The sequence below is a fragment of the Streptomyces sp. ML-6 genome, from assembly GCF_030116705.1.
Taxonomy (GTDB): Bacteria; Actinomycetota; Actinomycetes; order Streptomycetales; family Streptomycetaceae; genus Streptomyces.
In genome coordinates, this window is sequence record NZ_JAOTIK010000001.1 from 4,473,430 (window position 1) to 4,485,944 (window position 12,515).

The window sequence follows — 12,515 nt, forward strand, 5'->3', positions numbered from 1 at the left end:
GGACCCGCCAGGATGCACGTGTTCCACAGCGACCACCCCGCCGTACCGATCCTCGACACACCAATCCACGACGCGGTCCTCGGCGACGCCGCCGCGTACGGCGACACGGTCGCGCTGATCGACGGCACGGACGACACCTCCGTCCTCACCTACCGGCAGCTCGACACCTTCCACCGCCGCATCGCCGCCGGACTCGCCGAGGCCGGACTCCGCAAGGGCGACGTCCTGGCCCTGCACAGCCCCAACACCCTCGCCTACCCGGCGGTGTTCTTCGGCGCGACCCGGGCCGGTGCCACCGTCACCACCGTCCATCCCCTCGCCACGGCGGAGGAGTTCGCCAAGCAGCTCCGCGACTCCGCCGCCCGCTGGATCGTCACCGTCTCCCCGCTCCTGCCCACCGCACTCGCCGCCGCGGAACTCGCCGGAGGCATCGAGCGGATTTACGTCTGCGACCGGGCCGAGGGACACCCCTCCGTACTCGACCTGCTCGCCACCACCGCCCCCGAACCCCGCGTCACCATCGACCCCGCCGAGGACGTCGCCGCCCTCCCGTACTCCTCCGGCACCACCGGAACCCCCAAGGGCGTCATGCTCACCCACCGCTCCATGGGCACCAACCTGGAGCAGCTGCGCCCCTTCATCCCCATGGGCCCCGGCGCCCGCATCCTGGCCGTCCTCCCCTTCTTCCACATCTACGGCCTCACCGCCCTGATGAACGCCCCGCTGCGCCTGGGCGCCACCGTCGTCGTACTGCCCCGCTTCGACCTCGACCAGTTCCTCGCCGCGATCGAGAAGCACCGCATCACCGGCCTGTACGTGGCCCCGCCGATCGTCCTCGCCCTCGCCAAGCACCCCGCGGTCGACCACTACGACCTCTCCTCCCTGGAGTACGTCGTCAGCGCCGCCGCCCCGCTCGACGCCGAACTCGCCGCCGCCTGCTCGAAACGGCTCGGCCTGCCGCCGGTGCGCCAGGCGTACGGCATGACGGAACTCTCCCCGGGCACCCACGTCGTCCCGCTCGACGCCGAGAACCCGCCGCCCGGCACGGTCGGCAAGCTGCTGCCCGGCACCGAGATGCGCATCGAGCCGCTCTCCGACTCCTCGTCCGGGCACGGCGAGATCCTCATCCGCGGCCCGCAGGTGATGAAGGGCTACCTCGGCCGCCCCGAGGCCACCGCCGACATGATCGACGCCGACGGCTGGGTGCACACCGGCGACATCGGACACGTCGACGAGGACGGCTGGCTGTTCGTCGTCGACCGGGTGAAGGAACTCATCAAGTACAAGGGCTACCAGGTCGCCCCCGCCGAACTCGAAGCCCTCCTCCTGACCCACCCCTCCGTCGCCGACGCCGCCGTCATCGGCGTGACCGACGACGAGGGCAACGAGGTCCCCAAGGCATACGTCGTCCGCCGGCCCTCCGCCCCCGACCTCACGACGGACGACGTCATGGCATACGCCGCCGAGCGCGTCGCCCCGTACAAGAAGATCCGGCGGGCCGAGTTCATCGACGCGATACCACGCGCCACCTCGGGCAAGATCCTCCGCCGCGAACTCCGCGACCGGGAACGGAAGCATTGACCGGACGCCCCGGTGGGCGGGTGCGGGGGCGGGTTCCGGCCTACTCGAACCGCAGGTCGGCGATGCTTTCGAGGTCGATGCCGTACAAGCCGTAGACCTTCGTGGTGTTGATCGAGGTGAGCTCGTCCCGGGCGAGACCGAGGGCGGCGGCCGATTCCCACACCTGTGCTTCGTCGTCGGCCTCGATCTCCAGATAGGGCGGGATGCGCGGCCACTCGTCGACCTCCAGGCGGACCGCCCCGAGCTTGTAGGAGGTCCGACGGTTCTCCTGGTAGCCGCGCGGGATCAGACCGGCGAGGCGGAGCAGGGCGGCGGCCTCGGTGAAGTCGTCGACCGCGACCTCGGTCTCGCGGGTTCCGTCGACGGCGTCGGTGCTGATCTCCTTGACGCACAGGGTGACCGCGTCTCCCGTGTCGCGCAGGCGCACCCACCGGCCGGGAACGGGCGGCACGGTGTCGTACACGTACCGTCGCATGACGCGCGCCGGGGCCGCCTCGGCCCCTCCGGCGGCGAGGATCCGTCGGGCGATGTCCGCGGGGTCGATGCCGAGGACCTTCGCCTCGTACTCGATGTCTGTCACAGGGCTGACTCCTTGTGCCGGGGTGCCCGGCCGCCACGGCCGGCCCGTGCCGCGCCCGGCCGGGGTCGGGACCCACGGCACCTTTTTCAGCCGGGGTACCAGGGTGAAGCGGCGGGCGCGGTAGGCGGAGGCGACCGCACCGCCGCGCGAGCGGCAGGGCGAGGCGGGCTGTGCGTCACACTTCGGACAGGCGTGCTGTTCGACATCGTCCGTGTCCGACCGGTCGGACGGTCGGGGAAGGCTGCCGAGGGACCGTCATGGGCCCGGATTTTCGCACAACGCAAGTCACAGAAGAGGGTTCGTTCCGCTTTTGGGTGAGAACGGGTTCTGCGAACGAATCCGGGTCCGACGGGGCCCGGTGGCCCGTGATTGATCTTGCTCGCGCAAAGGAACGTTTGTGAGAGTAACCGTGCGCGAACCTCCGGTCCTCACTTCCTTCGGTGAAAATCGCCAGCGTGCGGCAGGTGTGTTGGTGGCCCGTCTGTTCGAGCTTCGTAAGCAGGGGCGGCCGGTGACAGGGTTTCAGCCGACGGACCGGAGCCGTTCGAGGAGTTCGCTGACGTCGGCCGTGTGTGCGTATCGCGACAGTTCCGGTTCGAGGTCGCGCACCATCGTCATGCACCTGGGCGCGTTGATCCGACCGGCCAGGTCGAGGGAACGGGTGGCGGTCGCTGCGGCGATTTCCGGTTCGCCGTCCCGGAGGTAGGTCTCGGCCTGGTAGGTCAGGAACACGGATTTGGTTTTGGAACGGGTGGCGGCGAGCAGAGCGATGCCTTCGTCCATCAACTGGTGGGCCTGGTGCCGCTGGCCGAGATCCGCGAGACAACGGCCGCCGTCTGCTGCGAGGTCCGCCGTGGACATCCACGAACACCAGGCGGGGGCCGGATCGTACGACGGAGTATCCAGAGCTTTCTCCGCGGCAGTGAGGGCCCGACGGCACAGGCCGCCCTCATCGAGGGCGGCAAGAGCGCGGCCGTGTCGCAGGTGGAGGAGCGACCGCGCGGTGGGGTGCTGGGCGCGGGGGATGGCGTGTTCGAGGATGTCGGCTGCGGCGCGGGCGTCCTTGAGCCACAGCAGTTGGTACGCGAGGTCGGAGAGGATGCCGGCGCCGAGGTCGCGCTGGTGGGCGGTGTGGGCGTTGTGGAGGGCGGCGTGCCAGAAGCGTCCGGCGGAGGCGTGGCGGCGTTCGTCGAAGTGCTGCCAGGCGATGGCTTGGGAGAGGGAGGCGGCCAGGGCGTGCAGCCTCTGGCCGGCGGCGGGGGTGTAGCGGGATTCGCCGATGAATTCGGTGACGGTGGTGAGGTGTGCGTCGAGCAGATGGCGGGTGCGGTGTCTGCGTTCGGTGGCGAGGCTGATCAGCTCTGCCCCGGTGGTCTCGAGCCAGTCGAGCATCTCGGCGTCGACTTCGCCGGGTGGGGCGATCCGTGCGAACCGGCCGGGCTCGGTGACGGCCCACTGATGGGCGAGGAGGGCCAGTGAGCCGCTGGTGTAGGCGATGAACGACCGGCGGTCCAGGGAGGTCATCAAGGCATCTCGAAGTGAGGGGACGGCGCTGAGCGGGCCCAGCGGCAGCGGTCTGTCCTGGCCCGGGAGCCAGTGGGGCCAGCCGAGATGGGCGACGGCCGTGTAGTCGATGCCGAGGACCTCGGCGATGAGCGGCTGGGACTCGTCTTCGTCGGGGTCGGCGCGGCCGGTCTCCCACTTGGAGACCCGTGACCCCCGGGTACCCGAGCGCAGTCCACGACGCGCTGCGGCCTGCCGGATACGGCGGGCCAGCTCCTCCTGCGACCACCCGCGCTCGGTCCTGGCGTGCGCGAGGGGGTGGCGGATTTCGTCGTTCACCCGCCCATTGCATCACCCACTCCCCGGCCGAGGGAGCTGTTCGAGGAGACCGGGGATAGGGCGGGGATAGAGATTTCCTCTGTGCACCGCGGCCGGGGGCCGCTGTACTCGTCGTGTTCTGCCCGGCACCCCGTGTGACCGGGTGGAGTGCGGCAACGACTGTCCCCTCTGGCCTTGTCCGCCCGCCGGACTGTGTCTGTCCCGTCCATCGGGCGAGGGCCGGCCGGAGGCCTTCGCCGTCGCCGTACGCCCGCCGTCACCGACGCACAGGGAGGGGCTGCCATGTCGTACGACCACTGAGCCCGAGAAGTCCGGGGCGGGCCCGCTCGATGAGGCGGGCCCGCCCTTTCCACCCCGGAAGGACCCGTGATGCAGTCTGTGACCGACCGCTACGACCCTTTGGACGCGGAGATCCTGCACGACCCCTACCCGGTACTGGCCGAACTGCGTGAGCGTGAGCCGGTGTTCTGGCACGTGGGCATGGATTCGTGGGTGCTGACCCGGTACGCGGACAGCGTGCGGGTGCTGCGCGACCATGAGACGTTCGCCCGTGACCCGCGGCGTACCGGGGGCGGGGTGCCGGAGCCGTCCTTGAGCGTGCAGACGCTCGATCCTCCCCAGCAGAACGCGGTGCGCTCCCTGTTCATGACCGCGCTGCGCGCCCAGGACCTGACCGGGGTCGAGGACCGTGCCCGCTTCCTGGTGGGCGAGCGGCTCGACCGGCTGGCCGGCGGTGGCCCGTTCGACGTGATGGCCGAGATCGCGGTGCCGCTGTCCGTGGCGGTTGTCACGGATCTGCTGGGCGTCGAACCCCCGTCGTACGGGGAGTTCGCCGCGATGTCGGACGCGATCATGCGGAGCATGGACGGCGGCCTCAACCCTGCGCTCGTCGAGCCGGGCCGAGTTGCCCGCCAGCGGCTGAGCGACCTGGTTGACTCATGGTTCGAAGCCTCGGCCCGCCCCGGCCTCTTGGCCCGGGTACGGCAGGCCACGGCGCCCGACTCCGACGTGTCGACCCGGCTGTACGTGAAGAACACGGCGCGGGTGATGTTCCAGGGTGGCTACAGCACGATGGCGGCTGCCATCGGCAACGCCGTCCACACCCTGCTCACTCACCTGGGAACCCTTGACCGGATGCGGGACGGGGCGCTGCTGGCCACGGGTGTGGATGAGCTGGTGCGCTTCGACGGGCCGGTGCAGGGCACCACGCGCACGGCGGTGCGCTCCTGCCGGATCGGCGGCGTCGACATCGCGCCGGAGCAGAAGGTTGTTCCGCTGTTCGCGGCGGCCAACCATGATCCGTCCGCCTTCACGCGGGCGGACGAGCTGATGCTGGAGCGCACCCCGAACCGCCACCTCGGCTACGGATGGGGACCGCACTCCTGCATCGGGACGACCGTCGCCCAAGCCGGGCTGCGCGCCCTGGTCGCGGCCCTGAGCAACCACCCGGCCCGACTGGCCGCCGCAGGCGACGGCGTACGGCGCCGGACGGCGACCATGCGGGCCTTCGACACGCTGCCCGCTGCTCTCCTCCTCTGAGCACGCCCCCACACCGCGACGATCGGCACGCGCTGCTCGTCCGCTCATGTCTTCAGGAGTCCGCTATGCGCATCCTCATCGGCAATCACATCGATCCGTCCATCCGCGAACGCGGCGACATGCGGGCCTGGGCGCAGCGCCTGCTGTGGTTCGCCCGCCCCGGTGACCTGCTCATCCTGTGCTGCGAGCCGGACCCGGCATTCGTCGACTACGCCCTGGCCCACACCGGCGTGAAGCGCGAGGAGCTGACCGTGCTGGCCGCACCGGTCGGAGCGTGGGGCGAGAGGCTGCTCGATCCCGCCTCCCTGACGGTGCCCGCGTTCGTGGAGCAGGTGCGGGCCGAGCTCGGTCCGGCCGGGGCCGGCGCGGTGAGCGAGGTGTTCGCGCTGTGGCCGTCGGCCGCCGTGGCGCGGCTCGCCGAGGGTCTGGGTGTGGCCGACCGCTTCCCGGGCGCGGCCTTCTTCGGGCAAGGCGGCGGGGAGATCGGGAACAACAAGGCGAACTTCCGGGCCCTGGCGGCGGCGGCCGGGGTGCCGATCCTGCCGGGCCGGGTCTGCCGCAGCCGTGCCGAAGCGACCGAAGCGACCGGCGTGCTGCTGGAACGCTCCGCGTCGGGTGCCGTCGTGGTCAAACAGGCCCACAACGGCGCCGGGGTCGGCAACCAGCTGCTCGTACGCGACCCGGGGATGGCGGTGGACCACGTCGGGGCCCGGCATCTGCACCATCTGGTCCCAGGCCCGGACGGCATCGCCGAGTACTGGGCCGAGCGGTGGCCGTGGGCGAGCGGGAACGACCGGTGGCCGGTCGTCGTCGAGGAGTTCGCGCCCGGCGCCGACGCGGTGTACTCCGAGCACTACGCCGCGGACGAGGGCACGCGGGCCACCGAGACGGGCCGCCTGCTGTATGTCGGGCGGCGCCTGAGCCACCAGGTCGTGCCGCTGGACGGCGTCACCGAGCCGGTACGGGTGGCGTTGCTGGACGGCGGCACCCGGCTGGCCGAGGCGTACCGGGCGTTCGGCTACCGCGGGCACCTGAGCGCGGACGCCCTGGTCCTGCCCGGCGGGTCTGTGGTGTTCACCGAGGTGAACGCGCAGGTCTCCGGGTCGTTGCACATCTACCAGTCGATCGCCCACGGCATCGTCGACGTCGCCGCTGAACCGGCCCGGCAGGTGGTCGAGTACCACGTCCCGCCCACCTGGGCGGTGCCCTCCTTCTCCTCGTTCCTGGTCGCGCTCGACGAGCTGGGCCTGGCGTACGACCCGGCCACCCGGACCGGGGTGATCGTGTCGATGCCCGCCATCCCCCTCGCCGCCGGGGAGCCGGTGCAGTTCGTGTTCTGTCTCGCCTACGACCCCGCCGAAGGCCACACGGCCGCGTTCGACCGGCTCGACGCACGGTTCGCGGCCGTGCCCGCCGGCACCTACGACGCCAGCCAGCACATCGGCACCGGCGCCGTGTCCTTCTCCTCCTGACCGGGAGCCTCGCCCATGACCACCACCTCGCTCACCGCGGCCACAGAGGCTGTCCGGCTCTCCCCCGTCTTCGACTCCGACCGACTGGCCGCCGAGCTCAAGGCCGTTACCGCCCACACCTGGAACGTGCAGCGCACCCACACCTACGGCGGGCAGGTCGGCCGGCCTGCCGCGATCGACTGGCGGGTCCTGCCCCTGCGCAGTCTCGGCGGCGATCCGGAACGCACCGGCCCGGGTGGCCCCGGGCCACAGCCATTCGCACCCACGCACTGGCTCGACCAACTGCCCTACCTCGCACAGATCCTGGACTCGGTACCGGCCCCGCTGAACGCGGTACGGCTGATGGCGCTGGGGCCCGGAGCCGTCTCGGACCCGCACCGCGACCCCAAGTACCGGCTGGACCGGGGCATCGTGCGCCTGCACATCCCCGTCGTCACCGACCCGGGCGCCGTGCTCGTCCTGGACGGCATCGAACACTGTTGGCAGCCAGGCACCCTCTGGTACGGCGACTTCTCCCGCGAGCACCTGGTGCGCAACACCAGCCAGGCGGTGACCCGGGTCCACGCCGTGATCGATGCCCTCCTCACCGCTGATCTCGCAGCCTGGTTCCCGGACGCCTGGCAGCACCTCCTCGCCCACGGCGAGGTCCTGCTCAACCGCACCGGCCCGGCCGAGGTTCCCGCCTGGCCCGACGGGCTGCCCTACGAGGCGCTGCTGCCGTCCGGGTTCGCGGACTTTGACTCACCCGCCCCGCTGGACGGCTCCCTCATCCCCGCCCGCATCGACCGTGACGCCGACGACGTCCTCGCCCTGACGGTCGCCGGGCGCACCTTCGCACTCGTCCCGGCCGACGGCGCCGGAGAGTTCCGCTTCTCCGGCTGGAGCGAGCAGCGCACCCTCCAGCCGGACAGCGGCGGTCTGACCCTGCGGATCCGTCGTGGCCACGCGCTTGCCGACCGGCACGTGACCGCCGCGTCCCGCGCCTCCTGACCCCGCACACCCCGAGAGAAGAGGAATGCCCATGACCCCCCTGAACAGTCACGACGACTTCACCCCGCTCAAGGAGGTCATCGTCGGGTCCGCCGCCAACTACGTGGGACACGACCGCGACGTCTCGTTCGAGCTGTTCCACCACGAGAACCTGAAAGGCTTCCGGTCGGACTGGGCCTATCCGCGCCTGACCCGGACGACGGCCGGCCACCGGGAGAGCTGGGCCATCAAGAAGCGGTACGCCGAGGAACTGCACGAGGACGTGGAGGCCCTGGCCGCCGTGCTCGCCGGACTCGGGGTCGCCGTGCACCGTCCGCTGCCCCTGCCTTCCGACGCGAAGGTCATCGCGGGCCTGGGCTGGGAGGCCGCCCCGACCCCGGCCCTGAACATCCGCGACAACACGCTGATCCTCGGAAGCGAGATCATCGAGACGCCGCCCGCGATCCGCTCCCGCTACCTGGAGACCCGCCTGCTCGCCCCCGTCTTCACCCGCTACTGGGAGGCCGGCGCGCGGTGGACGACGATGCCCCGCCCCACCCTCACCGACAACAGCTTCGACCTGTCCTACGCGCGGGACACCACGACCACCCTGGGCGGGCCGACCGAGGCCATCGACGACCCCCGGCCGAGCCCGTACGACGTCGGCGTGGAGATGATGCTGGACGGCGCGCAGGTGCTGAGGCTGGGCCGGGACCTGGTCGTCAACGTCGCCCAGGAGAACCACGCCCGGGGCGCCGAGTGGCTTCAGAGGCACCTCGGCCACGAGTATCGCGTCCACCGGGTGTGGAGGATGGCGGACAACCACATCGACAGCATGATCCTCGCCCTGAAGCCGGGGGTGTTCCTGGCCCGGCACGAGGGCATCCGGGACCTGATGCCCGAGCCGCTGCGCTCGTGGCGCTACATCGTGCCTCCGGAACCGGATGAGGGCGCGTTCCCGGTCTACGACGACTACGAGGACCTGGTCCTCACCAGCCCCTACATCGATCTCAACGTGCTCTCCGTCGACGAGCGCACGGTGCTGGTCAACCAGGAGTGCACCGGTCTGGCCAAGCTGCTGGAGGTCGAGGGTTTCGACGTGGTGCCCGTACGGCACCGGCATCGGCGGTTGTTCGGGGGTGGGTTCCACTGCTTCACTCTGGACACCCATCGCACTGGCGGCTTCGAGGACTACCTGTCGTGACCCTCCCGGGCGTGCTGTTACTGGACGCGGCCGGCCCCGAGGCAGGTTTCCTCGCCACGGCGGCCGCCGTCCGCGGGCACCAGGTCCACGCCGCGACCACCGCCGCGGCGTACGCGGGCTACGGGCCGGAGCTGAGGGGTCTTCTGGCCGGGCGGGTCGTCACCGACTTCGCCCGGCCCGGCCGGGCCCTCGACGAGATCGCCGTGTACGCCCGCCGCCACGGTGTCGGCGCCGTGCTCACCGTCAACGAATACCTGACCAGTCTCGCCGCGCACCTCTGCGCCGAACTGGGGGTGCCCGGCAACGACCCCGCCGCCTCGCGGGCGGCCCGGGACAAGGCCGTCATGGCCGAGGTGTTCGCAGCGGCCGGGGTGCGCACCCCGTACACGGTCCTCGTCCAAGACGGCGCCGGGCTGCGGGCCGCGCTGGCAGACCCACGGGTCGGCTTCCCGTGCGTCATCAAGCCGCTGTCCGCGGCGGGCTCCGCCGGCGTCACGGTGGTGAGCGGCCCGGGCGGCGCGGTCGAGGCCGCCGACACCGCCCGCGCGGCGGTCGGCATGCACAAAAGCGGTGGCGACCCGCCCATCCTGGTCCAGGCATACGCCGCGGGGACGGAGTACAGCATCGAGTCCCTTACACAAGACAGCACCACGACACACCTCGCCGTGACCCGGAAGTGGGTGACCGGCGACCCGAAGAGGGTCGAGACGGGGCACAGCCTTCCCGTCCGCCTGCCCCCGGCCGTCGAGGCGGCCGTGTACCGGGAGGTGGAGGCGGCCCTCCGGGCGTCCGGTATCCGGCATGGTGCCTCGCACACCGAGGTCATCGTCGGCGAGGACGGGCGGTGCACGGTCATTGAGATCGGCGCCCGCCTCGCCGCCGGGCAGATCGGCGTCCTGATCCAGCACGCCCTGGGCATCGACGTGTGGGCGGCTCTGCTCGACGTCGCCCTCGGCCGCCCGGCCGCGCTCGCCCCCACCGCCCGCGGGTATGCGACTGTGCGGTTCGTGACCAGCCCGCGCGCCGGACGGCTGACCTCGCTCTCCGGATTCCCGACGACGGGGCCGGGCGTGCCGTTCGCCCGCCTGCGGGCGGCGATCGGGAGCACCGTCCACGAACCGGGAGCCAACGGCCACCGGCTCGGATCGTTCGTGGTCACCGGCCTGGACGCTGCCGAGGTCGAGGAGCGGGCCGACGCGCAACTGCGGAGGATCCGCATCGAAGTCGAACCACACCACCACGGCGAACCGGGACCGGCCCCCGACCGCTCGGCCAGGACCGACCGATGAGCGGGCCCGTCACACGGGAGGCTCACGAATCCGGGTCCGATGCGGCGATCACAGCGGCCTGCTTCCCCGCCCCTGCCCTTCTCCTGCGCACCAACGATCCGGTCGCCCAGCGGACGGTCCGGGCCTTCGCCGGCCAGCAGGCCGAGGCGGCGCGCTTTCTGGCCCGGTCCCTGGCCGCAGCTCTCCGCTCGGCCCCCGACATGCGGGCCCGGGTCGCGGTATTCATCGCCGCGTTCGAGGCGACGGAGAACTGGCGGTACAGGGCAGCGGCCTCCAGCCCTCACAGCACCGGCCGATACAGCCCCATCTGGGCAGACCGGTTCCGGACTCCCATCACTGACGACAACCCCAACCTCTTCCGCATCGGCGACCACACCCGCTTCCGGGATGGCGCAACATGGGATCCAGCGACCCGCACCTACCAGGGCGGCACCGACACCCCGGCCAGCCGGACGATGCGACGGTTCGAGGCGCTCGCAGCCGCCAGATTTCCCCCGTCGCCACGCGTTGACGTCGTGTGCAACAGCGTCTCCCTGCCCGACGGCTGCAGCGCGGACGGGACGCGGCTCCTGCGCGGCGCCGCCGCCCACCAGGCCGCAGCCGAAATGACCGCCCGGATCTCGGTGCGAGGCGGGGACACGTCCCGCATCACCACCAGCGGACATCTGATCTATACCGCCAGCGCACCAGAAGCAGAACGCCACGCGGTCTTCCACCACGCCATGACCCTGCTCGCCCGCGACCACACCACCCCGGCCGACGTGCTGACCGCATGGCTTCAGGCGGCCTACCTCCTCTACCAGGCCCCCCGCAGAAAGCGAGGGGCCGACGCGACGATCCGCACCTTCCTCGTCGCAGCGGGCACCCTCCTGCTGTCCAGACCGCCCGTGCTACCGCACGACATCGACCTGCGCGCCTACGCCCAGACACACGATCTGTTCACCACCGAACTACGGGCCGCCCAGGGCATCGACACAACCTCCGTCGGATGGTGGATCTGATCTGCCCACCGGCCAGTCAGGCCAGACCGGCAAGCACTCCTGCCAGCGTGTCGTAACTCTCGCGGACCGCGTCCGCCCTGCCCAGCCGGTGCCGTTCAAGCCGGATCGCGCCCAGGTGCCGGGCCTCGTAGATTCTCGCGCGCCACACAGCGGCGGACGAGCGGTCCAAGGCACCATAGGACTCCCAGAACGCGGTCCGCTCGTCCTCCTTGGCCGTCGCCATGCGGATGGTCCAGTCGGCCGCCGGGTCACCGAACCACGCACGGTCGAAGTCCAGCACCCCGGTGATCACCGGCTTGGGGGCCTTCGGGTCCAACAGGGCGTTGACGGTCCATAGATCTCCGGTCAGCAGCCTCGGCCCGGTGACCTCGTCGAGGGCGGCCCGGCCGTGCGTGGCCACCGCCGCAACTTTTCGTACGTCGCCCGCGTCCAGACCGGCACCGTCCAGGTCCGCAGCGATCTCCTCCAGCGAAGCGATCACCGCCTCGCTCCACGTCCCGTGCCCCGGACCGCCGACGGGCCCGAAGTGCGGACCGCGTACATCGTGCACGGAACGGGCGATGGCACCCATCTGCCCGAAGAACGCCGACCACTGCGCACGCGGATACGCCCCCAACCGCTCCGGGGCCGGGACGCCGTCCAGGCAGGTCTGGATCATCCAGTCCCGGCCGATCACCTCGTGCGACCAGTCCGCGGCGAGCACCCGCGGCATCAGCGGCGCGATCACCGCCAGCCAGGGCTGGGCCGCGTACTCGTTCCGCATCAGGTGGCGCTCGCTGCGGAACTGGCGGCTCTCCTCCGGTGCTACCCGCAGGATCACCGGTTCCGCCCGCCCGGCCAGGCTCACACGGTAGACGTTGTTGTACATCCCCGTGCCCAGCTCGATCGCGGAGGCAGGCACAGCCGCAGTGCCGAAGGCACGGCGGCAGATCTCCGCAATCTCCTGGGCGGTCAGTGACTGCTGGAACGCATCCGAGGCGCGCTCAACCGGCTGAAAATCCACATCGCTCAGGATGCCCCGCTCGACAGCCGCTCGTC

10 protein-coding genes and 1 pseudogene are annotated in these 12,515 nt (G+C 71.3%); 7 read left to right on the forward strand and 4 right to left on the reverse strand.

Translation table 11 applies throughout. The features are described from left to right. Positions 1–12: 12 nt before the first annotated feature. Positions 13–1,581 (forward strand): 4-coumarate--CoA ligase family protein, encoded by a 1,569-nt coding sequence (locus tag OCT49_RS19930; protein WP_283853213.1) that lies wholly within the window; start codon positions 13–15, stop codon positions 1,579–1,581. A gap of 40 nt (positions 1,582–1,621) precedes the next feature. On the opposite strand, the gene OCT49_RS19935 is transcribed toward OCT49_RS19930, so the two are convergent. The 3 genes and pseudogenes from OCT49_RS19935 to OCT49_RS19940 form a co-directional block, all read right to left on the reverse strand. Beyond that, entirely contained in the window at positions 1,622–2,161 is a 540-nt protein-coding gene (locus OCT49_RS19935; protein ID WP_283853214.1) for a CYTH domain-containing protein, read from the reverse strand. Between the two features lie 72 nt (positions 2,162–2,233). Then, positions 2,234–2,356: pseudogene (locus OCT49_RS40130) on the reverse strand (zinc finger domain-containing protein); the annotation flags it as partial. Between the two features lie 327 nt (positions 2,357–2,683). Further along, positions 2,684–4,003, reverse strand: coding sequence for a helix-turn-helix transcriptional regulator (locus tag OCT49_RS19940; protein WP_283853215.1), 1,320 nt, complete (start codon positions 4,001–4,003; stop codon positions 2,684–2,686). A gap of 369 nt (positions 4,004–4,372) precedes the next feature. Here OCT49_RS19940 and OCT49_RS19945 point away from each other — a divergent pair, with 369 nt between their 5' ends. The 6 genes from OCT49_RS19945 (at position 4,373) to OCT49_RS19970 (ending at position 11,477) form a co-directional block, all read left to right on the forward strand. Further along, positions 4,373–5,542 carry a cytochrome P450 gene (locus OCT49_RS19945; protein WP_283853216.1) on the forward strand — a complete coding sequence of 390 codons (1,170 nt, stop codon included), beginning with the start codon at positions 4,373–4,375 and terminating at the stop codon, positions 5,540–5,542. Between the two features lie 65 nt (positions 5,543–5,607). Next, complete coding sequence (locus OCT49_RS19950; RefSeq protein ID WP_283853217.1) at positions 5,608–7,014, forward strand: preATP grasp domain-containing protein; 1,407 nt, start codon at positions 5,608–5,610, stop codon at positions 7,012–7,014. 15 nt (positions 7,015–7,029) lie between these two features. Continuing rightward, positions 7,030–8,004, forward strand: coding sequence for an aspartyl/asparaginyl beta-hydroxylase domain-containing protein (locus tag OCT49_RS19955; protein ID WP_283853218.1), 975 nt, complete (start codon positions 7,030–7,032; stop codon positions 8,002–8,004). Positions 8,005–8,035: 31 nt separating this feature from the next. Beyond that, positions 8,036–9,187, forward strand: a complete 1,152-nt coding sequence (locus OCT49_RS19960; protein ID WP_283853219.1) for a glycine amidinotransferase — start codon at positions 8,036–8,038, stop codon at positions 9,185–9,187. After that, complete coding sequence (locus OCT49_RS19965) at positions 9,184–10,476, forward strand: ATP-grasp domain-containing protein (protein WP_283853220.1); 1,293 nt, start codon at positions 9,184–9,186, stop codon at positions 10,474–10,476. Before OCT49_RS19960 ends, OCT49_RS19965 begins: the two co-directional genes overlap by 4 nt. Continuing rightward, entirely contained in the window at positions 10,473–11,477 is a 1,005-nt protein-coding gene (locus tag OCT49_RS19970) for a hypothetical protein (RefSeq protein WP_283853221.1), read from the forward strand. The genes OCT49_RS19965 and OCT49_RS19970 overlap by 4 nt, the downstream gene beginning before the upstream one ends. 16 nt (positions 11,478–11,493) lie before the next feature. On the opposite strand, the gene OCT49_RS19975 is transcribed toward OCT49_RS19970, so the two are convergent. Then, positions 11,494–12,480, reverse strand: a complete 987-nt coding sequence (locus OCT49_RS19975; RefSeq protein WP_283853222.1) for a phosphotransferase family protein — start codon at positions 12,478–12,480, stop codon at positions 11,494–11,496. Positions 12,481–12,515: the final 35 nt, after the last annotated feature.

Excerpts from the sequence above, each read along its gene's own strand:
- OCT49_RS19930 (WP_283853213.1), top strand. The coding sequence starts at position 13 with ATGCACGTGTTCCACAGCGACCACCCCGCCGTACCGATCCTCGACACA.
- OCT49_RS19945 (WP_283853216.1), top strand. The coding sequence starts at position 4,373 with ATGCAGTCTGTGACCGACCGCTACGACCCTTTGGACGCGGAGATCCTG.
- OCT49_RS19950 (WP_283853217.1), top strand. The coding sequence starts at position 5,608 with ATGCGCATCCTCATCGGCAATCACATCGATCCGTCCATCCGCGAACGC.
- OCT49_RS19955 (WP_283853218.1), top strand. The coding sequence starts at position 7,030 with ATGACCACCACCTCGCTCACCGCGGCCACAGAGGCTGTCCGGCTCTCC.
- OCT49_RS19960 (WP_283853219.1), top strand. The coding sequence starts at position 8,036 with ATGACCCCCCTGAACAGTCACGACGACTTCACCCCGCTCAAGGAGGTC.
- OCT49_RS19970 (WP_283853221.1), top strand. The coding sequence starts at position 10,473 with ATGAGCGGGCCCGTCACACGGGAGGCTCACGAATCCGGGTCCGATGCG.